Genomic DNA, 22,646 nt, shown 5'->3' with positions numbered 1-22,646 from the left:
TGAATGAATTACTTTAAAAAGATTCTCCAGTTTGCTATACCCTATCGCAAATACGGATTTCTGAACATATTTTTCAATATTCTTTATGCACTCTTCAGTGCGCTTTCCTTTGCAGCGTTGATTCCAATGCTGAATGTGTTGTTTGACAAAACCAAACAAATGAACGAACCTCCAGTTTTTGAAGGCATAGGAAAAGCTAAAGATTATTTCATGGAGTACATGAACTATCAAGTAACCCAATATTCTGGTGATGAGCCAATGAAAGGTCTTGTATTGGTTGTTGGTTTGGTACTAGCTCTTTTCTTACTTAAAAACATTTTCAACTACTTGGCAATGTACTTTATCACCTTCTTACGAAATGGAGCATTAAAGGACATTAGAAATAAAATGTATAAAAAAATAGTTGATTTGCCCATCTCCTATTTTTCTGAAAAAAGGAAAGGAGATACAATTGCCAGAATAACGTCAGATGTACTGGAAATTCAACATTCGTTTCTCTCCATTTTAGAATTAATTGTAAGAGAGCCACTTACCATCCTTTTCACGATTATTGTAATGTTTTTAATCAGTGTAAAGTTGACCATTTTTGTTTTTGTCTTTATCCCAATTGCAGGTATGCTAATTTCAAGAATTGGAAAATCTCTAAAAAGGAAATCTGACAAAGTGCAAAAAGAACAAGGGGAATTTCTTTCCATAGTAGAAGAAACCCTTGGAGGTTTAAGGGTCATTAAAGCTTTTAATGCTGAATCTAGGTTTTTCAGCACCTTTAAAAAATCTACTAATCGGTTCTTTAAATTCTCCAATACATTATTGAACAGGCAAAATTTGGCATCTCCTACAGGTGAATTTTTAGGTATTCTCGTCATAGGAATACTTCTATGGTTTGGAGGTCGAATGGTTTTAATTGAAAAAAACCTAGATGCCTCATCTTTTATTGCCTATATGGGTCTTGCCTATAATATTTTAACACCAGCAAAAGCAATTAGCAAAGCATCCTATGCTGTTAAGAAAGGGAATGCAGCTGCAGAAAGGGTTTTGCAAATATTGGAATCTGAAAATCCAATTGCCGACAGCAAAAATTCAATTGAGAAAACAGATTTTACAGGTGATATTGCCATAAAAGATATTTCATTCAAGTATGAAGATGACTATGTTCTGGAAGGATTTAACCTCAAAGTTAAAAAAGGACATACCGTAGCACTTGTGGGGCAATCAGGTAGTGGAAAAAGTACCATAGCCAATTTGGTTACTCGTTTTTATGATGTAAACGAAGGGGAAATCTTAATAGATAATACAAATATCAAGGATATCACTAAAAAATCGCTTCGTGGCTTAATGGGACTAGTAACTCAAGATTCCATTTTGTTCAATGATACCGTCAAAAACAATATTGGTCTAGGAAAAGAAGGCGCAACGGATGATGAAATTATAGCGGCAGCCAAAGTTGCCAATGCCCACGATTATATTATGGAGCTTCCAAATGGTTATAATACCAATATAGGAGATAGCGGTAATAAATTAAGTGGTGGCCAAAAACAAAGACTTTCCATTGCAAGGGCAGTACTGAAGAACCCTCCCATTATGATTTTGGATGAAGCTACTTCAGCCTTGGATACCGAAAGTGAACGTTTGGTGCAAGATGCATTGGAAAAAATGATGCAGAACAGAACCTCCATAGTTATTGCACATAGACTTTCCACCATTCAAAATGCGGATTCCATAGTTGTGCTCAGTAAAGGAAAAATTGTGGAGCAAGGTACACATGACGAGCTCATGAAATCTAAAAAAGGCTACAAAAAACTGGTTGAAATGCAGTCTTTTACTGTATAGTTAAACCTTTTCATAAAAACAGAGTCAAAGCACCAAATTGTAAGAACAATTGATTGCTGAGGAAGCCTTAGTCGACAAACTAAAACAAAAAAAAAGCCAAGCAAAGGCCTTTGAAGTGTTGGTAAACACTTACAAAGAGCGTTTGTATTGGCATATACGAAGAATTGTTCTGAATCATGACGATGCGGATGATGTGCTACAAAATACCTTTATAAAAGTGTATAAAAACATTGAAGGTTTTAAAGGAGATAGCAAACTGTATTCTTGGATGTATCGTATCGCTACCAATGAATCCCTGACTTTTTTGAAACAGAAGTCAAAAAAAATGGGAATAAGTGATGAAGAGCTAAGAGTTTCACTGGTACAGAATTTACAATCCGATGTTTATTTTGAAGGTGATGAAATTCAACTAAAATTGCAGCAAGCTATGGCTACGCTTCCAGATAAGCAAAAATTGGTGTTTACCATGAAATACTTTCAAGAAATGAAATATGAGGAGATCTCAGAGGTCTTGGAAACATCAGTAGGAGCTTTAAAGGCTTCATATCATTTGGCAGTAAAGAAAATTGAAACGTATCTTAAGGCAGATTAAACCTTTTAAGTGTTTAAAAGTCAAAGTAGTAGTATGAAAAAGGACCACAAAAATAAATTCAAAACCCCTGAAGGTTACTTTGACAGTTTCCATGAGCGGCTCATGGACAAAATTAACGATGAAGAAAATGAACAAGCAGAATCGATAATTCCAAAATCTGATGGTTTTGGCGTTCCGGAAGGGTATTTTGACTCTTTTAAGGTGGAGCCAAAAGAGGTGAAAGTTGTTCAACTAAAATCCCACAAAAAATTCTATTACAGTGCTGCAGCAATTGCTGCTATATTTATTTTGATTTTTGGCGTAACATGGAAAACAGATACAACCATAACATTTGAAGATTTGGCCAGTACAGAAATAGATGCCTATTTTGAAACAACAGAACTTGATTTGAGCACTTACGAAATAGCAGAAGTAGTGTCCTTAAATAGTTTAGAAATAAATGATGTATTAGACAATACTCTGGAAGAAGAAAACATCCTTGAATATCTAGATGAAAATGTAGAGGATATTGAGGATTTAAATTTAGATTACAACTATTATGAATAAAAGACTACTCATACTATCCATGCTCATGATGAGCGCAACTTGGTTTTATGGCCAAGGCCCAGGTAGGGAACGCATAAAAACATTAAAGGTGGCTTTTATCACAGAGCGATTGAACCTGACCAGCGAAGAAGCACAATCGTTTTGGCCTATTTATAATGAACATGAAAAAATATTGGGAGGAATTAGGCGTAATGAGCGGATAGAATTAAAATCACAGGCCGCACTACTTGAAAGTATGTCTGAAGAAGAAACTTCTGAACTATTGGATAAATATATCGCGCTACATAAAAAGAAGTATGATGCACAAAAAGATTTTATTGCAAAAATCAGAAAAGTGATTCCACCAAAAAAGACCCTGCTGCTCCTAAAAGCAGAAGAAGATTTTAAAAAGCGATTGCTACAGCAGTACAGAAAGCGTAAAATGGGTGGTGGATAAAACCAAAACTCGATAAAATACATTAAAAAGGAGCCTTTCGGCTCCTTTTCTAATTAAACCTTCTTCCAATACTAAAGTCATACTACAAGAAAACCATTAAAACAAATAGTATGAAAACTTTAAAAACAATATTGGTTACAATGGCACTTTTAGGTGGTATGCTTATTACAAACGCACAACGAACAGTTGTTCGCGTATACCCAAAACATGGGACGGTCGTAACAAAGGTCACTAAACCCAAAGTAGTTGTCCATAATAAAACTAATTTCTATTTCGCAGACGGAGTATGGTATAAAGCACGAAACAAAAATTACATTGTATGTGCTGCACCAGTAGGAATTAAAGTAAAAAGACTTCCTAGAAGCAGAAAAATTGTTGTGGTCAATGGAAGAAAACTCTATAAATACAGAGGTATCTGGTACAAGAAAACTGGTAGAAATTACGTAGTGGTAAACGTTTAGTTGGTTTGGTTGTTTTTTGTTGAAGAGCGACGATAAAATCGTCGCTTTTTCATTTGAACACTAATCTTGCAATCTTATGTTTCCCAGCAGCATAAGCTACAGAATCATTCAAAAAGCGAATGGTATAAAAACCTTCTTCGCTCAATGGTTTCCATGTTTCCCCTTGATCATTTGAATATGAAATTCCTGTAAACCCAACGGCAACAATATCCTTTCCACCAGAATTAGGAATAAATTGCACGCAACTTTTATAACTCGGCTCCTTTCCATCTGCAATAAGATTCCATTTTTTTCCACCATCAGTAGTTATAATTTTGTTTTCTGCATTGGCCGTAGGCTTTAAATAATCTCCTCCTATTGCAAAACCCAATTTTTCATCATAAAAATCGACAGAATAAATGCCTTCAGTTGGTTCTCCACTCAATATTGGTGTTTGTTGTACTCCCCAGGAATGGCCTTTATCTGAGGAAGAATAAACAGTACCAGAAGTGGAAACTACCCATACCTTATCACCAATAATTTCAATATTGGTGTTGCTTGCGGCAAATGCCCCTTCGCCCTCTTTTGCTTTTGGCAAAACATTACAAGAAAGTTTGGTCCAACTACTACCTCCGTCTCTAGTTATGATTATAGATAGGCACCCTTGCATGCTATCTCCTATTGCTATCCCTTCCCTATCGTTCCAAAATTTCATAGCATCATAGAAAACACCTTCACCTTCCTCTTTATACACCAATTCCATCTGTCCACTTTCTCCTGTTTTATATAATAAAGCGGGACTAGCTACCGAAAGCATAAAAAAGTCTGTTTTTGTGTGAGCTACAGCTCTAAATTCTGGAGATATGGAATCAAATTTTTGAATATTGGTTCGAACCTTATTTGTTCTGGTATCAACAGAACCATATACCCCATTGCTTCCAGCAAATGCCAGTGTTTTGGTATCTAAAAACTCAATGGCCCTAATACTTATCGAATCTCTGAAGATTGTCTCTATTTCAACGGTTGTATAATTGGCTGATTTCTCTTTGGAGGAACACCCAATTGCTAATACTACTGCAATAATTATGGCTGCTTTTGTCATTTTATAAGGTTTCTTCAAATGTAATCGGAATCGTATAAGAAACCATACCTTTGCATTCCTAAAATTTTCAGGATGCGTTTACACAGAAACCTTGTCTTTGCCGTTATAGATGCCTTGAACCTAATCTTTAATGAGAAGGAATATGCAGACAAGGTCATTGAAAAAGTATTGAGATACGATAAACGCTGGGGATCCCGAGATAGAGGTTTCATTGCTGAAACCACCTATGACATTGTACGTTGGAAACGTTTGTATACTGAAATAGCAGAAGTACACGAACCCTATTCGCGGCCAAATTTGTTTCGATTGTTTGCCGTTTGGTGCGTTTTAAAAGGTATTCGTTTACCCGATTGGAAGCAATTGGAGGAAACCCCGGAACGACGCATTAAAGGTAAGTTTGATGAACTATCCAAAATAAGAAAGTTCAGAGAATCAGTACCAGATTGGTTGGATGAACTTGGAGAGCAAGCCCTTGGAAACAATCTATGGACCAAAGAAATTGCAGCACTTAATAAACAAGCTGAGGTAATCCTAAGAACCAATACTCTAAAAATCAAGAAAACACAATTACAGGCATTACTCGCAGAAAATGAAATTGAAACGATTCCTGTTGATGGATACTCTGATGCTTTAAAACTAAAGGAGCGCAAGAACGTGTTTACAACGGAAGCTTTTAAAAATGGTTTCTTTGAGGTGCAAGATGCCTCTTCACAATTGGTTGCTCCATTTTTGGAGGTTGAGCCAGGTCAAAGAGTGGTTGATGCTTGTGCAGGTGCTGGAGGCAAAACCTTGCATTTGGCCTCACAAATGGAAAACAAAGGACAATTGATTGCTTTGGATATCTATGAAAGTAAACTGAAAAAGCTAAAAGTACGAACAAGACGAAACGGCGTCCATAATGTAGAGACTAGAGCTATAGATTCTACAAAAGTGATTAAAAAGCTACATAATAGTGCAGATAGGTTGTTGTTAGACGCACCATGTTCCGGATTGGGGGTCATAAGAAGAAATCCAGATTCCAAATGGAAACTGGAACCTCAGTTCATTGACCGAATCATGGATATTCAACAAGATATTCTTCAGAATTACAGCAAAATGGTCAAAAAAGATGGGCAAATGGTATATGCTACTTGTTCCATTCTTCCGCAAGAGAATACAGATCAAGTTTACACTTTCTTAAATTCAGAATCCGGTGAAGCTTTTGAACTGGTCAAAGAACAAAACATCTATGCCTCTGAAAGAGGTTACGATGGGTTTTATATGGCCTTGTTAAAAAGAAAGTAATGTTGTTATTCTCCCTTTAAAGTTGGGTAATCAACTCCCAACTGCTCTAAATACGAATCATACTTCGTTTCATCATAATAGAATTTTTCAAGGGCAGTTCTAAACTGGTCTTGTTTGTCTTTATTTAGATAAATGGGAGGCATATCATCCTCAGAGATCATCGGTTCAAACTTAGTCTCTTTGGTTTGCTCGTTGTTAAAGTAGTCCCAGGCCTTTTTTAAAAGTTCTGGCTTCAGCAGAAAGTCGATTAAGGTCATTGCCTCCACTTTTGCACCAGCTACCACACCCTTATGTGCTATGGGCGTGGCCATCGAAATCGCATTGCTCCAATGATGGCCTTGTAAACCAGGAATATTAGAAGGAAAACGCATGGTGACCGTTGGCACTTTCCAAGAGATATCCCCAATATCATCCGATCCGCCGCTAACAGGATTCACTACTGGCAAACCAATAGTATCTAACTTTACTGCTAACCCTTCAATTTTTTTAGAATTGACTTCCGTTTGTACAGCCTTAGCTAAAGTTTGGTCCGCATCGGACCAACTAGGCAATCCTACCTTTTTAATATTTCCATACATAGTCTCTGCAATCACCTTATTAAAATGTCTTGGCCACGCTGCTCCCAAAACTTTAGATTTCATAGTGGTACCTGTCATTAACGCAGCCCCCTTCGCCATATCATTGGCAGTTGCATACATGTCCATGATACCTTCATATTTAATATCTCTAAAATAAAACCATATAGACGCCTTTGAAGGTACTACGTTGGGTTGATCACCAGCATCTGTGAAAATAGAGTGTGAACGACGTAGCGGATGCAAATGTTCCCGCTTATAATTCCAACCAATATTCATAAGCTCAGCCGCATCCAGTGCACTGCGTCCTCGCCATGGTGAACCTGCGGAATGCGCCGCTTCACCTTCAAAAGAATATTCCACGGAGATAAGGCCTGTGCCACGTGCTGGACCATAACTCACACTCAAATTACTGCTAACATGCGTAAAAATGCACATATCAATGTTATCAAAGAGGCCATCGCGTACATACCATGCTTTGGCCGCCACCAATTCTTCTGCAATCCCTGGCCAAACAATTAGAGTACCTCCAATTTGCTCACGCTCCATGATTTTCTTTACCGCTAAAACAGCTGAAATATTCAAAGGAATACCAGAATTATGACCTTCTCCATGACCAGGTGCTCCATCCACCATAGGTTTATGGTAGGCTACCCCTGGATATTGCGATGCCTTGGGAATACAATCAACATCACTACCAATGGCAATTACCGGGCCTTCACCATTGCTCCATTTTGCAAACCAAGCAGTGGGAATACCCGAAATAGAATTTTCAATGGCAAATCCATTGTCTTTCAGGATACCGGTCAAGTATTTTGAACTTTCTACCTCTTGAAAACCAAGTTCGGCAAAGCTGAAAATTTTATCCACCATCACTTGAGCCTGCTTTTTATCCGCTTCTACCAAAGCGGCAACTTCAGCCTTAAGTTTGGCAATTTTAGATTTTGAATAGCTTTTTTGACCATAAGAAGATGGCATGCCCAGTAAAAAGGTCCATATAAGAAGTAAAACTCTTAAAACGTGGTGATTAGATTTCATAGGATTGGATTTGAATTAGCAAACTATCCTTCTAAAATACTAAATATTGGGATGGTCAGAATCATCATCTCAATTTTATTTATGTTTCCGTAAAAGCAAGTTTGATTCTTACCATGATAAGAATTAAAGTTAAGTTCCTATACCTATCTTCTCATTACTATTTGTTTGATTTTCATAAATTTGATCTATGGAAAAGAGAAAGACCTTAGCAAATTTTTACGCTGAATCTGGCAATCAAGTTCCAGATAGCTTAAAATCGGGAATAGGTCATTTTAATGTATTCAAGTTGGATGAATTTGCTGGTCCCAAAGCAAAACCGATGCCTTTTAACCGTAGAGATTATTTTAAAATAAGTTTGGTTACAGGTAAAAGCAGGGTTCACTATGCAGACAAAATTGTTAATGTGGACAAACATGTTTTTGTGTTTTCCAATCCGCAGATTCCCTATAACTGGGAACAAATTGATGAGCAATTGACAGGTTATTTCTGTGTATTTACAGAGGCCTTTTTTCATCAGTATGGGAATTTACTTGGTTATCCGGTTTTTCAACCTAGCGGCCATCCAGTTTTTGAACTAACGGACGATCAAGTTGACTCGTTCACACCTGTTTTCCAACGAATGTTCAAAGAAATCAACTCTGACTACGCTTATAAATATGATATCCTTAGAAATCTGGTTTTTGAGTTGATTCATGCAGCCATGAAGTTACAGCCCGCCAACCTTGCGTCTAACTTGCACTCGAATGCTTCAGAGCGAATCTCTTCCTTGTTTGCAGAATTATTGGAAAGACAATTTCCGATTGAAAGCCCTACCCAGCGAATGCAATTACGTTCTCCTTCAGATTTCGCAAAACAGCTTGGTGTGCATATTAACCATCTAAATAGGGCTTTAAGGGAGACCATGCAAAAAAGTACTTCAATGCTTATTACAGAAAGAGTTATGCAAGAATCCAAAATTCTTATCCGCCATACCAACTGGAACATTTCCGAAGTTGGATATTGTCTTGGGTTCGAAGAAACTGCACATTTTTCTAATTTCTTCAAAAAACATACTTCTCATTCCCCATTAAAATTCAGAAAAGCAGAAATTGTTTGATTTTTACAACTATTGGATTGGTGTTCGCAATTAAATCGCAGCTATAGCGAAGAACTTTGTGGTATTCAATAATTAAAACTAAGATCAAATGAATACTACAAAAATAGCATTGATAACAGGAGGAAGCAGAGGATTGGGCAAAGACATGGCTCTTAACATTGCCAAAAAAGGGCTAGACGTTGTGATTACCTATAACTCAAACAAAACTGCAGCGGAGCATACCTTGACCGAAATAACGGCATTAGGTGGTAAGGCCGTCGCTATACAATTGGACACTCGTGGGGTAAGCAGCTTTAGTGATTTTAAAACCAACCTTTTGCGAGAGTTAAAAAATGAATTTAAAACAGATAAGATTGATTTTTTAATCAACAATGCCGGTTTTGGCTATAATGCCTCCATCGCGGAAACAACAGAAGCTGATTTTGATAACTTAATGAATGTGCATCTGAAAGGAGTGTATTTTTTAACCCAAACCTTATTCGATGTTATGAACGATGGTGGAGGAATCATTAATATCTCCAGTGGTCTAGCACGCTTTTCTTTTCCGGGATATGCAGCATATGCCATCATGAAAGGAGCCATTGAGGTGTTCACACGCTATTTGGCAAAAGAATTGGGTGAACGTAAAATAAAGGCCAATACGGTCGCCCCTGGAGCCATTAATACTGATTTTAACAAAGAACGCTTTGAGCAAGCTCCACAAGTAGTGGATATGATTGCCTCCTTAACTGCATTGGGTCGTGTGGGAGAAAGTGATGATATTGGCAGTGTGGTTGCTTTTCTATGTACCGAAGATGCCAAATGGGTAAACGCTCAACGTATTGAGGCTTCTGGAGGTATGTTCGTTTAGCATCAAATTAATCTTTATTTCTAAAGCCCCTTTTGGGGCTTTTGTTTTAGAAATTATATGAGTTTCTTACTTTAGATGTCAATAGTTAGCTTTTTGCAAAAGCAATAAATCTATTTTAAAAGAACATGAGCTATGGGGCAAATTAAATGGTTTGAACGAAAATTTGATTTTTCATTTGAACAGAACATTTTTCCATCAATTATTGAACGAATGAAAAGCACTCCGATGCGATTGACCTCTTTGGTAAAAGAAGTCCCATTGGACCTGCTTGAGGCAAAACCGGACGATACGTGGTCTATAAAAGAAAACATAGGCCATCTGATCGATTTAGAGCCATTATGGCAAGGAAGGTTAGAGGACATATTAAACCATGAAAAATATTTAAGGCCAACTGACTTGGACAACAAACAGACCGATTTTGCACAACATAACTCCAAAGACATAAATGATTTGCTAGCCAATTTTGAGCAAATTCGAAAAATCACTTTAAAAAAACTATCAGAATTATCCGAAGAAGATATTTATAAAATGGCTTTGCATACCAGACTGGAAAAACCCATGAGGACTATGGATTTATTTCTGTTTGTTGCTGAGCACGATGATCATCATCTGTTAAGAATAACGGAAATAAAAAAATCCTAATCCCGAAAGTCACAAAACGACACACGCTAAAAGGAGTAGTTCACAAATCTATCAACACTTCTCGGTTAACAACTCCCCCTTTCTATAGATCAAAATCCGAGCTAAACTTGTAAATTTGCATTTCTTAATCCGTTCAACAACTAGGCTGATATGATTCATTTCTTTGGAGATGTGGCGACAAAAGTGTTCGCAGTCCAAACCGCTCAAGAAATTGCACCAAAAGATATTAAAAAACTAACATGGTTGTTCGGCAACCAACCTAAAATAAACACGGCGTCTCTTGACGCCTTTTTTGTTGGTCCCCGTGCCGCTATGGTAACTCCTTGGAGTACCAATGCTACGGAGATTACCCAAAATATGGGAGTTGAAGGAATCATCAGAATTGAAGAGTTCCATGCAGTTAAAGAAGCTCATACCGATTATGACCCTATGCTCCTTCAAAAATATAAGGGTCTTAATCAAAATATATACACGGTTAATATTACCCCCGAACCCATTTTAGAAATTGAAGATATAGCCGGATACAATGCTCAAGAAGGTCTGGCCCTAAATGAAGACGAAGTAGGTTATTTGGAAAGCCTATCTAAAAAGCTAGGGCGTAAATTAACAGATTCCGAAGTTTTTGGTTTTAGCCAAGTGAATTCAGAACATTGTCGCCATAAAATTTTCAATGGTACCTTTATTATTGATGGGCAGGAAATGCCTTCATCTCTCTTCAAACTAATTAAGAAGACATCAGAAGAGCATCCTAACGATATTGTTTCTGCTTATAAAGACAATGTAGCATTTATTAAAGGCCCAAAAGTGGTTCAGTTTGCACCAAAAAGTGCAGATAAGCCAGATTTTTATGAAGAAGATGAATTTGAATCTGTTTTATCCATCAAAGCAGAGACCCACAACTTTCCAACAACTGTAGAACCTTTTAATGGAGCCGCTACAGGTTCTGGTGGTGAAATAAGAGATCGTTTGGCCGGAGGAAAGGGCTCATTGCCTCTTGCCGGTACTGCTGTGTATATGACATCGTATTCCAGATTGGAAGAGAATAGGCCTTGGGAAAACGGAATGCAGGAACGGGAGTGGTTGTATCAAACCCCAATGGATATCTTGATAAAAGCCTCAAACGGTGCATCAGATTTTGGAAATAAGTTTGGACAGCCCTTGATCGCAGGTTCCGTGCTCACTTTTGAACATAAAGAGGAAGCACGTCGACTAGGATTTGATAAAGTTATTATGCTTGCTGGAGGTGTTGGATATGGAAAAGCAGAGCAAGCCTTAAAAGACACTCCGCAAAAAGGAGACAAAATTGTCATTCTTGGTGGTGATAATTACCGTATTGGGATGGGTGGAGCTGCCGTGTCAAGCGCCGATACTGGAGAGTTTAGCTCATCCATTGAGTTAAATGCCGTACAACGTTCCAACCCAGAAATGCAAAAACGGGCTTCCAACGCTATTCGCGGAATGGTGGAAAGTCACGATAACCCCATCGTTTCTATACATGATCATGGTGCAGGTGGCCACCTCAACTGTTTATCAGAATTGGTGGAGGAAACCGGAGGTAAAATCAATACGGACAAACTTCCAGTTGGGGATCCAACATTATCTGCAAAAGAGCTTATTGGAAATGAATCCCAAGAACGAATGGGATTGGTCATTGGAGACGAAGACCTAAATCTACTGGATAGAATTGCAGCTAGAGAGCGTTCACCTATGTACAATGTGGGTGAGGTAACCGGTGATCATCGCTTTACTTTTGAGTCTCAAAAATCTGGAGAAAAGCCAATGGATTTGGAGTTATCCGATATGTTTGGAAGTTCTCCTAAGACCATAATGGATGATAAAACGGTTAAAAGAGATTATGATGCTCTTGCCTATACTTTAGAAAATTTTCATGATTATCTGGAAAACGTTTTGCAATTGGAAGCGGTTGCCTGTAAGGATTGGCTAACAAACAAAGTTGATCGCTGTGTAGGTGGCCGCGTAGCCAAACAACAATGCGCAGGTCCATTACAGTTACCATTGAACAATTGTGGTGTAATGGCCATGGATTTTAAAGGAAAAGAAGGTGTTGCCACCAGTATAGGACACTCCCCTATTTCAGGTTTGATAAACCCTTCTGCAGGAAGTAAAAATAGTATTACGGAAGCTTTGACAAACATAGTTTGGGCTCCTTTAAAGGATGGTCTGCACTCTGTTTCCTTATCTGCCAATTGGATGTGGCCTTGCAAAAATGAAGGTGAAGATGCCAGACTGTATGAAGCAGTAAAAGCAGTATCTGAATTTTCTATTGCATTGGGCATCAATGTTCCAACTGGAAAGGATTCGCTTTCCATGAAGCAGAAGTATACAGATGGCGATGTAATCTCTCCTGGAACGGTCATTATTTCTGCTGCAGGTAATTGTAATGATATCACCAAAATTGTTGAGCCCGTTCTTCAGAAAGATGGTGGGGATATCTACTACATCAATGTTTCAAAAGACGAATACAAATTGGGTGGTTCTTCATTTGGTCAAATTCTAAATGAAATTGGTGATGAAACACCTTCTGTATTAGATTCTGGTTACCTCAAACTGGTTTTCAATACCGTTCAGGAGCTAATCAAAAAAGGTCTAATTCTCGCCGGGCATGATGTGGCTTCGGGTGGATTGATCACTACCCTTTTGGAAATGTGCTTTGCAGACGCGCAATTGGGTGCAAACCTAGACCTATCAAATTTAGGAGAAACGGATACTATCAAACTATTGTTTTCGGAAAATGCGGGGATTGTATTTCAATCCAAAGATACTTCAATAGAAAAGGCACTTACAGACGCTGGAATCAACTTTAAAAATATAGGTTCTGTAACTTCTACGGACATGTTGAGCATCAAAAATAATGGAATAGAGATAGGGCTTAATGTTACATCGCTCCGGGACACTTGGTTCAAGACTTCTTTCCTTCTGGACAACAAGCAAACAGCAAACGGATTGGCCAAGGAGCGGTACGATAACTATAAAAACCAACCTCTAGCTCATCATTTTCCTCAAGACTTTACAGGTCTACTACCAACACATTCCAAAGGCAATAGACCAAAGGCTGCTATTCTTCGTGAAAAAGGAAGTAATTCTGAACGTGAAATGGCAAATGCCATGTATTTGGCTGGTTTTGATGTAAAAGATGTGCATATGACCGATTTAATATCAGGTAGAGAAACATTGGAAGACATTCAGTTTATTGGTGCTGTAGGTGGTTTTTCCAATTCTGATGTGCTTGGTAGTGCAAAAGGTTGGGCAGGTGCCTTCAAATACAACGAAAAGGCCAATAAAGCACTTAAAGATTTCTTTGCTAGACCAGATACCCTATCTGTGGGCATATGTAACGGATGCCAATTGTTTTTGGAATTGGACATGATAAACCCAGAACACGAAAAGCTTTCCAAGATGACTTATAACGATTCAGGCAAGCACGAGAGTAATTTTACTTCTGTAAAAATTCAAGAGAATAACTCCGTGATGCTCTCTTCTTTGGCAGGCACAACATTAGGGGTATGGATTTCACACGGTGAAGGTAAATTCAACCTTCCTCTTTCTGAGGAAAACTACAGTATCGTTGCCAAGTACGGATATGAGGATTATCCCGCCAATCCTAACGGAAGCGATTACAATACCGCTATGTTATGTGATAAGACTGGTAGACATTTGGTAACCATGCCGCATATAGAGCGTTCCACTTTCCCTTGGAACTGGGCCCATTATCCAAAGGATAGAAATGATGCTATTTCACCCTGGCTTGAGGCTTTTGTGAATGCAAGAAACTGGGTTGAAAATGTAAAATAATGACCATTAGAAAAGCTAAAAAAGAAGATGTGTCCGTAATTGTGCAAATGATTGCCAATGATAAATTGGGCAAGCTTCGAGAGGATTACAAGCTACCACTCCCAGAAAAATACTTTGAAGCTTTTGAAAATATAGATACTGACCCAAACCAAGAATTGGTGGTTATTGAAGATGAGTTTGGAAAAGTTATTGGAACATTGCAACTAAGTTTTATTCAGTATTTAACCTATCAAGGTGGAATTAGAGCCCAAATAGAAGCTGTTCGTGTACATGAAGCGCATCGCGGAAAAGGAATTGGCAAAATTTTATTTCAATGGGCCATTGAGCAATCTAAGTTGAAGGGCGCCCATGTAGTACAATTGACTACGGATAAAAAGCGGCCTGACGCTATGGAATTTTATAAAACCCTTGGGTTTGTAGCTTCCCACGAAGGAATGAAACTCCATTTACCATAAGATTGCCAATTATTTAGAGGTTTTTTTGAATAACCCATTTTAAAATCCCGCTTCCTTTCCCTATTTTGCAATTACTTTACAGAAACTTACTATGCAAACAGTTACCAGACTTTTTGATTTTCCATACTATCAATTGGAAAAATTCCCCCTTGAAAAATCACTTGTTACCAAATATGATGGTAAATGGGTAGCAACTTCAACAAAGAATTATATTGATCAAGCCAATACCATTAGTAGGGCACTTTTAAAACTGGGAGTAAAACCCAATGACAAGATTGCCATAATTTCCATGAACAATAGAACCGAATGGAATATTATGGATATTGGCATCCTGCAAATAGGTGCTCAAAACGTACCTATATATCCAACTATTTCAGCAGCGGATTACGAATACGTATTGAACCATTCTGAAGCCAAATATTGCTTTGTTTCCTGTAATGAGGTTTTGGAAAAAGTGTTGGAAGTTACCCCCAAACTAAAAAAATTAAAGGATGTCTACTCTTTTGATGGTCTTTCCAATTGTAAAAATTGGAAAGAAGTTTTAGAATTGGGAGCAGATAACTCTAACCAAGATGAAGTAGAAAAACTAAAAGCAAATGTGCAGCCTGGAGATTTGGCTACTTTAATCTATACCTCTGGAACTACAGGAAGACCAAAAGGTGTTATGTTATCTCATGATAACCTTGTGAGCAATGCTATAGAAAGTTCAAAACGATTCCCAATTGTGGATGGTGAAACCAAATCACTGAGTTTTCTACCACTCTGTCATGTGTACGAACGCATGCTTATTTATCTGTACCAATTTAGGGGAGTGACCATCTATTATGCAGAATCGCTTGAAACGATAAGTGACAACCTTAAGGAGACCGCTCCGCATGTAATGACAGCGGTACCTCGATTGTTGGAAAAGGTATATGATAAAATCATTGCCAAAGGCGCAGCTTTAAGTGGCATAAAAAAGAACCTTTTCTTTTGGGCCGTAGAAGTGGGGCTAAAATATGAGCCTTATGGAAAAAATGGCTGGTGGTACGAAAAGAAACTGGCATTGGCCAGAAAACTGATTTTTAGCAAATGGAAAGAAGGATTGGGTGGCAACCTGGCACTAATTGCTTCAGGAAGCGCAGCCTTACAACCAAGATTGGCCAGAATTTTCAATGCTGCGGAAATGGGTGTTATGGAGGGCTATGGTCTAACAGAAACCTCACCGGTTGTTTCCGTAAATGATATGCGGGAAAATGGTTTTAGAATTGGAACAGTAGGAATTCCTATAGACAGAACTGAAGTTAAAATTGCCGAAGATGGTGAAATCTGTATAAAAGGTCCGCAAGTAATGATGGGTTATTATAAAGATGCAGAAAAAACAGCAGAAGTAATTATTGACGGTTACTTTCATACAGGTGATATTGGTGAAGTAGATGCAGACGGGTTTCTAAAAATTACCGATCGGAAGAAAGAAATGTTCAAAACCTCAGGAGGTAAATATGTAGCGCCACAATTGCTTGAAAATCGTTTTAAACAATCTCGTTTTATTGAGCAGATTATGGTAGTGGGTGAAGGAGAGAAAATGCCGGCGGCACTGATTCAACCAAATTTTGAATTTTTGTACGAATGGTCGGAACGCCACAAAATCACTTTTGGTGAAAACTCCGATATTGTTTTAAACGAACGGGTAATCTCTAGAATACAAGAAGAGGTGGACTTGGCCAACGAAGAATTTGCCAAGTGGGAAAAAGTAAAACAATTTAGATTAACTCCAGATGTTTGGAGCGTGGATGATGGGCACCTGACCCCTACAATGAAGTTGCGCAGAAAAATTGTAAAAGAAAAATACTTAGCGTTATATAATAGTATCTACGGGTATTAATAAAAAGACTGTTCAACCTTTAAGAAAATAAGCCTACTTCAATAGTGGGCTTTTGTTTTTAATACAATAATTAATTTATTAAATTTATTATGCATGCATAATAAATTTTCTTATATTTGAAACCACCAAACCTCTTCTATGAAAGATTTAACCATTGACTATGCTCTAAGGGCCACATGGCAAGCTGTTATCAAAATGTATAACGAAGAAGCTAGAAATTATGGACTTACCATGGCCATTGGTTTCACACTGCTAAGTATTGACCCTAAAAAAGGTACACCGAGTACTGCTCTTGGACCAAAAATGGGCATGGAAGCAACCAGTCTGTCCAGAATTTTAAAGAGTATTGAAGAGAAAGGATATATTCAACGCAAACCAAATCCTAAAGATGGTAGAGGCGTATTGATTCATTTAACAACTTTAGGCTTGCAAAAAAGGAAAGATTCCAAAGATGTGGTATTGCGTTTTAACGAAGTGGTCCGTGAACATGTATCTGATGATGATTTGTTAGGATTTTTCAAAACTGCTGACATAATCAATAGACTCATCCTAGATAAGAAGGTATACATAAAAACTACTGCTAATTAATCTAAGTTTATAAATGAAAAGGCATATCAACAAAGTTGCCGTTATCGGTTCTGGTATCATGGGAAGTGGCATAGCCTGTCATTTTGCCAATATTGGGGTCGAAGTTTTATTGCTCGATATAGTTCCCAGAGAGCTTAACGAAAAAGAAAAAGCTAAAAAATTGACGCTAGAAGATAAGGTTGTTCGCAATCGATTGGTCAATGGTTCTTTGATGGCAGCACTAAAATCAAAACCCTCTCCTATTTACCATCAAAAATTCGCCAATAGGATTACCACCGGTAATCTTGAGGACGACATCTCAAAAATTAGTGATGCAGATTGGATAATTGAAGTGGTTGTAGAGCGACTGGATATTAAAAAACAAGTTTTTGAAAACTTGGAAAAATATCGCAAGCCCGGAACATTGATTACTTCCAACACTTCAGGTATTCCCATAAAATTTATGAGTGAAGGAAGAAGTGACGATTTCAAAGAACATTTCTGTGGAACACATTTTTTTAATCCTGCACGATATTTAAAGCTCTTCGAAATCATTCCTGGACCTGAAACGGACCCAGAAGTATTAGACTTTTTGAATGGTTATGGGGAACAATACTTGGGAAAAACATCTGTTATTGCCAAGGACACTCCTGCTTTCATAGGAAATAGGATTGGTATCTTCAGTATTCAAAGCTTGTTCCATGCGGTCAAGGATTTAGGAATGACAGTCGAGGAAGTTGACAAACTTACCGGCCCCGTAATTGGCAGACCAAAATCTGCTACTTTCCGCACTGTGGATGTTGTTGGCTTGGATACTTTGGTTCATGTGGCAAATGGAATTCACGAGAACTGTAAGGATGATGAACGGATAGCGCTTTTCCAACTGCCAGATTTCATCAATACTATGATGAAAAATAAATGGTTGGGGAGCAAATCAGGCCAAGGTTTTTACAAAAAAATAAAGGGTGATAATGGCAAAAGCGAAATCCTAACACTGGATTTGGACACTATGGATTATCGTTCTAAAAAGAGCGCCAAGTTTGCCACTTTGGAACTTACAAAAACCATAGACAAAGTTGTTGACCGTTTTCCAGTGTTAACTTCAGGAAAAGATAAAGCTGGAGAATTTTATAGAAAAAGTTTTGGGGCACTCTTCGCATATGTTTCGCACAGAATTCCAGAAATATCTGATGACCTCTACAAGATAGATGATGCGATGAAAGCAGGTTTTGGATGGGAACATGGACCTTTTCAAATCTGGGATGCAGTAGGATTGGAAAAAGGGCTGGAATTCATTAAGGCAGAAGGTTTAGAAGCTTCATCTTGGGTTACTGAAATGAAAGAGTCTGGCATTGATTCCTTTTATTCAGTTAAAGACGGTGCCACCCATTTTTATGATATTCCTAAAAAAGCAGTAGAGAAAATTCCAGGCCAAGATGCGTTTATCATACTTGATAACATTAGGAAGTCTAACGAAGTATTCAAAAATAGCGGTGTAATCCTAGAAGATTTAGGAGATGGAATCCTAAATCTGGAATTTCAATCTAAAATGAATACCATTGGCGGTGACGTTTTAGCTGGACTAAACAAAGCCATTGATATTGCTGAAAAAGATTTTCAAGGATTGGTTGTTGGTAATCAAGCGGCCAATTTTTCCGTAGGGGCCAATATTGGTATGATTTTCATGATGGCTGTGGAACAGGAATATGATGAGCTGAATATGGCCATAAAAATGTTCCAAGACACCATGATGCGAATGCGATATTCATCTATCCCCACAATTTCTGCACCTCATGGAATGTGTTTGGGTGGGGGTTGCGAGCTTTCCATGCATGCAGATAAAGTAGTTGCCGCGGCAGAAACCTATATAGGATTAGTTGAGTTTGGTGTAGGGGTTATCCCTGGTGGTGGTGGTTCCAAAGAAATGGCGCTAAGAGCATCAGATACTTTTAGAAAAAATGATGTTGAATTGAATATCCTTCAAGAGTATTTCTTAACCATTGGTATGGCAAAAGTATCTACTTCGGCATATGAAGCTTTTGATTTAGGAATCCTTCAAAAAGGTAAAGATGTAGTGGTTGTAAACAAAGACCGACAAATTGCTACAGCCAAGGCCCATGCAAAATTAATGGCAGAAGCCGGATATACACAACCTCCTAAAAGAAAAGATGTAAAGGTTCTTGGGAAACAAGCATTGGGAATGTTCTTGGTTGGAACAGATTCTATGGAAGCTGGACATTACATTTCAGAACATGATAAGAAAATAGCGGATAAGTTAGCTTACGTAATGGCCGGTGGAGATTTATCCGAAGCAAGTTATGTTACGGAGCAATATCTTTTAGATATAGAACGTGAGGCATTTCTTTCCCTTTGTACCGAGAGAAAAACATTGGAAAGGATTCAACATATGTTGAAAACCGGTAAACCTTTAAGAAACTAGAATGAAAACAGCATATATCGTAAAAGCATATAGAACAGCAGTGGGTAAAGCACCTAAAGGATTGTTCAGATTCAAAAGACCTGATGAGTTGGCTGCTGAAACTATTGAGCACATGATGAAGGAGCTGCCTCAGCTCGATAAAAAAAGAATTGACGACGTCATTGTGGGAAATGCAATGCCAGAAGCCGAACAAGGACTCAATATGGCCCGTTTAATTTCCTTAATGGGTCTTAATATTGATGATGTTCCAGGTGTTACTGTCAATAGGTACTGTGCGTCAGGATTAGAAACCATCGGTATCGCCACAGCCAAAATTCAATCGGGTATGGCAGATTGTATTATCGCAGGTGGTGCGGAGAGTATGAGCTACATTCCAATGGGAGGATATAAACCTACTCCTGACTATGCAACTGCTAAAGAAGGCCATGAAGATTATTACTGGGGAATGGGTCTCACCGCGGAAGCAGTAGCACAACAATTCAAGGTTTCCCGCGAAGACCAAGATGTTTTTGCTTATAGTTCTCATATGAAAGCACTAAAAGCACAAGAAGAAAATCGGTTTCAAGATCAAATTGTTCCCATAGAAGTAGAACACACTTTTGTGAATGGAGCAGGAAAAAAGGAAACCAAAACATATACCGTAAACAAGGATGAAGGGCCAAGAAAAGGTACTAACATCCCTACGCTTAATAAACTTCGCCCTGTTTTTGCTGCGGGCGGAAGTGTAACTGCAGGGAATTCTTCTCAAATGAGTGATGGCGCTGCTTTTGTAATGGTGATGAGTGAGGAAATGGTTAAGGAATTGAACCTTGAGCCCATTGCACGCTTGGTAAATTATGCCGCGGCTGGAGTAGAACCAAGAATTATGGGGATAGGTCCAGTAAAAGCTATTCCAAAAGCTTTGAAACAAGCTGGGATGAAACAAAATGATATTGAGTTAATAGAACTGAATGAAGCATTTGCTTCTCAGTCTTTGGCCGTTATTCGCGAATTGGGCTTAAACCAAGAAATTGTGAATGTCAATGGTGGAGCCATTGCATTAGGACATCCACTTGGTTGCACTGGAGCAAAGCTTTCAGTGCAACTGTTCGATGAAATGCGGAAAAGAGATATGCAAGGAAAATATGGAATGGTAACCATGTGTGTTGGTACAGGACAAGGCGCAGCGGGTATCTATGAATTTTTGAATTAGAAAGAAAGAATCAAATTGTAATGCTATGAGTACTGAAACCCTAAATAAAGATATTCTAAGAGGTGGGCAGTTTTTAGTGAAGGAAACCAATTGTGAAGATATTTTTACTCTTGAAGACTTGAACGAAGAACAAAAAATGATGCGTGAAAGCACCAAGGAGTTTGTAGATAGAGAACTTTGGGCACATTGGGAGCGTTTTGAGAAAAAAGACTATGCCTATACGGAGGAGACCATGCGCAAGGCAGGAGAACTGGGCTTACTTAGTGTAGCCGTACCAGAATCTTATGGAGGTATGGGAATGGGCTTTGTATCTACCATGTTGGTATGTGACTATATCTCCGGTGCTACAGGTTCTTTCAGTACTGCATTTGGTGCTCATACAGGTATTGGTACCATGCCAATAACCCTGTATGGAACAGAAGAGCAAAAACAAAAATATGTGCCAAAATTGGCATCCGGTGAATGGTTTGGGGCTTATTGCCTAACAGAACCTGGAGCTGGTTCCGATGCAAATTCTGGAAAAACTAAGGCGGTACTCTCGGAAGATGGAAAACATTACAGTATCTCCGGACAAAAAATGTGGATTTCCAATGCTGGATTTTGTAATGTTTTTATTGTTTTCGCTAGAATAGAAGATGATAAAAATATTACTGGTTTTATAGTTGAAAATGACCAAAGCAACGGTATAACCCTTGGGGATGAGGAAAAGAAATTAGGGATTCACTCCTCCTCTACCCGTCAAGTATTTTTTAGCGACACAAAAGTACCTGTTGAAAACATGCTTTCTGAAAGGGGGAATGGCTTTAAAATAGCCATGAATGCCCTTAATGTGGGTAGAATTAAACTAGCAGCTGCCTGTTTGGAAGCACAGAGACGTGTCATTAATGAAGCTACCAAATATGCAAACGAACGTGTTCAGTTTAAAACACCGATCATAAATTTTGGCGCCATTAAGGCAAAAATTGCTGATATGGCCACCAACGCCTATGCAGATGAATCAGCTTGCTATCGTGCAGCTAAAAACATTGAAGATAGAATTTCAATAAGGGAAGCAGAAGGAAATACGCACCAGGACGCAGAGCTTAAAGGAGTTGAAGAATATGCCATTGAATGTTCTATTCTTAAAGTAGCGGTTTCCGAACATGTACAGCAAACTACGGACGAAGGAATTCAAATTTTTGGTGGAATGGGCTTTAGTGCAGATACTCCAATGGAATCTGCTTGGAGGGATGCGCGTATCTCAAGGATATATGAAGGAACCAACGAAATCAACAGAATGTTGGCAGTGGGAATGTTGGTTAAGAAAGCAATGAAAGGTCATGTAGATTTATTAGGACCTGCTACAGCTGTTGGCGAAGAATTAATGGGGATTCCATCCTTTGACACACCGGATTTCTCTGAATTATTCGCCGAAGAAAAGGATTTAATTGCTAGATTGAAAAAAGTTTTCTTGATGATAGCAGGAAGTGCTGTTCAGAAATTTGGCCCTAGCCTAGAAGATCACCAAATGTTATTGTTATCAGCTTCTGATATTTTAATTCAAGTTTATTTGTCAGAATCCACTATCTTACGTACTGAGAAAAATGTGAAAAGATTTGGAGAAGAGTCTCAATCTACTCAAATTGCAATGTCCAAACTAAATTTATACAGAGCTGTGGACATCATCAACCAAAAAGGTAAAGAAGCTATTGTTTCTTTCGCTGAAGGAGATGAACAGCGTATGATGCTTATGGGATTAAAACGTTTTACGAAATATACAAATCAACCCAATGTCGTGGCACTACGCACGCAAATAGCGGACAAAGTAGCTGCGGATAATGGGTATACCTTTGACTAATTCAAATGATGCTGAAACAAAGCTGATTTGGAAACCGCTCCGCTTGG

18 protein-coding genes are annotated in these 22,646 nt (G+C 38.3%); 16 read left to right on the top strand and 2 right to left on the bottom strand.

The window, feature by feature from the left end; all coding sequences use genetic code 11:
* Nucleotides 1-3 precede the first annotated feature (3 nt).
* The 5 genes from LV704_RS15890 (at nucleotide 4) to LV704_RS15870 (ending at nucleotide 3,865) form a co-directional block, all read left to right on the top strand.
* Nucleotides 4-1,830: an ABC transporter ATP-binding protein gene (locus tag LV704_RS15890; protein WP_163422772.1), complete on the top strand. Its 1,827-nt coding sequence runs from the start codon at nucleotides 4-6 to the stop codon at nucleotides 1,828-1,830.
* 49 nt (nucleotides 1,831-1,879) lie between these two features.
* A complete protein-coding gene (locus tag LV704_RS15885) occupies nucleotides 1,880-2,422 on the top strand; it encodes an RNA polymerase sigma factor (protein WP_163422773.1) in 543 nt (180 codons plus the stop codon).
* 33 nt (nucleotides 2,423-2,455) lie between these two features.
* Nucleotides 2,456-2,968: a hypothetical protein gene (locus LV704_RS15880; protein ID WP_163422774.1), complete on the top strand. Its 513-nt coding sequence runs from the start codon at nucleotides 2,456-2,458 to the stop codon at nucleotides 2,966-2,968.
* Nucleotides 2,961-3,404 carry a hypothetical protein gene (locus LV704_RS15875; RefSeq protein ID WP_163422775.1) on the top strand — a complete coding sequence of 148 codons (444 nt, stop codon included), beginning with the start codon at nucleotides 2,961-2,963 and terminating at the stop codon, nucleotides 3,402-3,404. The genes LV704_RS15880 and LV704_RS15875 overlap by 8 nt, the downstream gene beginning before the upstream one ends.
* A 110-nt stretch (nucleotides 3,405-3,514) precedes the next feature.
* On the top strand, nucleotides 3,515-3,865 hold the full coding sequence (locus LV704_RS15870) for a DUF6515 family protein (RefSeq protein WP_163422776.1): 351 nt from the start codon (nucleotides 3,515-3,517) through the stop codon (nucleotides 3,863-3,865).
* A gap of 49 nt (nucleotides 3,866-3,914) precedes the next feature.
* Here the strand turns inward: LV704_RS15870 and LV704_RS15865 are convergent, their stop codons facing one another.
* A complete protein-coding gene (locus tag LV704_RS15865; RefSeq protein ID WP_163422777.1) occupies nucleotides 3,915-4,946 on the bottom strand; it encodes an oxidoreductase in 1,032 nt (343 codons plus the stop codon).
* Nucleotides 4,947-5,018: 72 nt separating this feature from the next.
* Between LV704_RS15865 and LV704_RS15860 the strand changes: the two genes are divergently transcribed.
* A complete protein-coding gene (locus tag LV704_RS15860; protein WP_163422778.1) occupies nucleotides 5,019-6,230 on the top strand; it encodes an RsmB/NOP family class I SAM-dependent RNA methyltransferase in 1,212 nt (403 codons plus the stop codon).
* Between the two features lie 5 nt (nucleotides 6,231-6,235).
* Here LV704_RS15860 and LV704_RS15855 read toward each other — a convergent pair whose 3' ends face one another.
* Nucleotides 6,236-7,843 carry an amidohydrolase gene (locus LV704_RS15855; RefSeq protein WP_163422779.1) on the bottom strand — a complete coding sequence of 536 codons (1,608 nt, stop codon included), beginning with the start codon at nucleotides 7,841-7,843 and terminating at the stop codon, nucleotides 6,236-6,238.
* A gap of 187 nt (nucleotides 7,844-8,030) precedes the next feature.
* On the opposite strand from LV704_RS15855, the gene LV704_RS15850 reads away from it, so the two are divergent.
* The 10 genes from LV704_RS15850 to LV704_RS15805 all read left to right on the top strand — a co-directional run bounded on the left by LV704_RS15850 (nucleotide 8,031) and on the right by LV704_RS15805 (nucleotide 22,599).
* Nucleotides 8,031-8,939, top strand: coding sequence for an AraC family transcriptional regulator (locus tag LV704_RS15850; protein WP_163422780.1), 909 nt, complete (start codon nucleotides 8,031-8,033; stop codon nucleotides 8,937-8,939).
* 88 nt (nucleotides 8,940-9,027) lie between these two features.
* The gene (locus LV704_RS15845) at nucleotides 9,028-9,789 is read left to right on the top strand and encodes an SDR family NAD(P)-dependent oxidoreductase (RefSeq protein ID WP_163422781.1); all 762 of its coding nucleotides are present in this window, start codon (nucleotides 9,028-9,030) and stop codon (nucleotides 9,787-9,789) included.
* A 132-nt stretch (nucleotides 9,790-9,921) separates the two neighbouring features.
* Entirely contained in the window at nucleotides 9,922-10,431 is a 510-nt protein-coding gene (locus LV704_RS15840; protein WP_163422782.1) for a DinB family protein, read from the top strand.
* A 150-nt stretch (nucleotides 10,432-10,581) separates the two neighbouring features.
* Nucleotides 10,582-14,244, top strand: a complete 3,663-nt coding sequence (purL, locus tag LV704_RS15835) for a phosphoribosylformylglycinamidine synthase (protein ID WP_163422783.1) — start codon at nucleotides 10,582-10,584, stop codon at nucleotides 14,242-14,244.
* Nucleotides 14,244-14,699 carry a GNAT family N-acetyltransferase gene (locus LV704_RS15830; RefSeq protein ID WP_163422784.1) on the top strand — a complete coding sequence of 152 codons (456 nt, stop codon included), beginning with the start codon at nucleotides 14,244-14,246 and terminating at the stop codon, nucleotides 14,697-14,699. The genes purL and LV704_RS15830 overlap by 1 nt, the downstream gene beginning before the upstream one ends.
* Before the next feature lie 91 nt (nucleotides 14,700-14,790).
* Nucleotides 14,791-16,563: a long-chain fatty acid--CoA ligase gene (locus LV704_RS15825; protein WP_163422785.1), complete on the top strand. Its 1,773-nt coding sequence runs from the start codon at nucleotides 14,791-14,793 to the stop codon at nucleotides 16,561-16,563.
* 138 nt (nucleotides 16,564-16,701) lie between these two features.
* Complete coding sequence (locus tag LV704_RS15820) at nucleotides 16,702-17,151, top strand: MarR family winged helix-turn-helix transcriptional regulator (RefSeq protein WP_163422786.1); 450 nt, start codon at nucleotides 16,702-16,704, stop codon at nucleotides 17,149-17,151.
* Between the two features lie 13 nt (nucleotides 17,152-17,164).
* Complete coding sequence (locus LV704_RS15815) at nucleotides 17,165-19,570, top strand: 3-hydroxyacyl-CoA dehydrogenase/enoyl-CoA hydratase family protein (protein ID WP_163422787.1); 2,406 nt, start codon at nucleotides 17,165-17,167, stop codon at nucleotides 19,568-19,570.
* Nucleotide 19,571: 1 nt separating this feature from the next.
* Nucleotides 19,572-20,762, top strand: a complete 1,191-nt coding sequence (locus LV704_RS15810) for an acetyl-CoA C-acyltransferase (protein WP_163422788.1) — start codon at nucleotides 19,572-19,574, stop codon at nucleotides 20,760-20,762.
* Between the two features lie 25 nt (nucleotides 20,763-20,787).
* Nucleotides 20,788-22,599 (top strand): acyl-CoA dehydrogenase family protein, encoded by a 1,812-nt coding sequence (locus LV704_RS15805; protein WP_163422789.1) that lies wholly within the window; start codon nucleotides 20,788-20,790, stop codon nucleotides 22,597-22,599.
* Nucleotides 22,600-22,646 lie beyond the last annotated feature (47 nt).

Source organism: Flagellimonas sp. CMM7, from assembly GCF_021390195.1.
GTDB lineage: Bacteria > Bacteroidota > Bacteroidia > Flavobacteriales > Flavobacteriaceae > Flagellimonas.
The sequence above is the reverse complement of the archived record's forward strand: the minus strand, read 5'-3'. Positions and strand labels throughout refer to the sequence as shown.

What these genes read in the sequence shown, in the direction of transcription:
- LV704_RS15890 (WP_163422772.1), top strand. Translation starts at nt 4, where the DNA reads ATGAATTACTTTAAAAAGATTCTCCAGTTTGCTATACCCTATCGCAAA.
- LV704_RS15880 (WP_163422774.1), top strand. Translation starts at nt 2,456, where the DNA reads ATGAAAAAGGACCACAAAAATAAATTCAAAACCCCTGAAGGTTACTTT.
- LV704_RS15875 (WP_163422775.1), top strand. Translation starts at nt 2,961, where the DNA reads ATGAATAAAAGACTACTCATACTATCCATGCTCATGATGAGCGCAACT.
- LV704_RS15870 (WP_163422776.1), top strand. Translation starts at nt 3,515, where the DNA reads ATGAAAACTTTAAAAACAATATTGGTTACAATGGCACTTTTAGGTGGT.
- LV704_RS15865 (WP_163422777.1), bottom strand. Translation starts at nt 4,946, where the DNA reads ATGACAAAAGCAGCCATAATTATTGCAGTAGTATTAGCAATTGGGTGT.
- LV704_RS15860 (WP_163422778.1), top strand. Translation starts at nt 5,019, where the DNA reads ATGCGTTTACACAGAAACCTTGTCTTTGCCGTTATAGATGCCTTGAAC.
- LV704_RS15855 (WP_163422779.1), bottom strand. Translation starts at nt 7,843, where the DNA reads ATGAAATCTAATCACCACGTTTTAAGAGTTTTACTTCTTATATGGACC.
- LV704_RS15850 (WP_163422780.1), top strand. Translation starts at nt 8,031, where the DNA reads ATGGAAAAGAGAAAGACCTTAGCAAATTTTTACGCTGAATCTGGCAAT.
- LV704_RS15845 (WP_163422781.1), top strand. Translation starts at nt 9,028, where the DNA reads ATGAATACTACAAAAATAGCATTGATAACAGGAGGAAGCAGAGGATTG.
- LV704_RS15840 (WP_163422782.1), top strand. Translation starts at nt 9,922, where the DNA reads ATGGGGCAAATTAAATGGTTTGAACGAAAATTTGATTTTTCATTTGAA.
- purL (WP_163422783.1), top strand. Translation starts at nt 10,582, where the DNA reads ATGATTCATTTCTTTGGAGATGTGGCGACAAAAGTGTTCGCAGTCCAA.
- LV704_RS15830 (WP_163422784.1), top strand. Translation starts at nt 14,244, where the DNA reads ATGACCATTAGAAAAGCTAAAAAAGAAGATGTGTCCGTAATTGTGCAA.
- LV704_RS15825 (WP_163422785.1), top strand. Translation starts at nt 14,791, where the DNA reads ATGCAAACAGTTACCAGACTTTTTGATTTTCCATACTATCAATTGGAA.
- LV704_RS15820 (WP_163422786.1), top strand. Translation starts at nt 16,702, where the DNA reads ATGAAAGATTTAACCATTGACTATGCTCTAAGGGCCACATGGCAAGCT.
- LV704_RS15815 (WP_163422787.1), top strand. Translation starts at nt 17,165, where the DNA reads ATGAAAAGGCATATCAACAAAGTTGCCGTTATCGGTTCTGGTATCATG.
- LV704_RS15810 (WP_163422788.1), top strand. Translation starts at nt 19,572, where the DNA reads ATGAAAACAGCATATATCGTAAAAGCATATAGAACAGCAGTGGGTAAA.
- LV704_RS15805 (WP_163422789.1), top strand. Translation starts at nt 20,788, where the DNA reads ATGAGTACTGAAACCCTAAATAAAGATATTCTAAGAGGTGGGCAGTTT.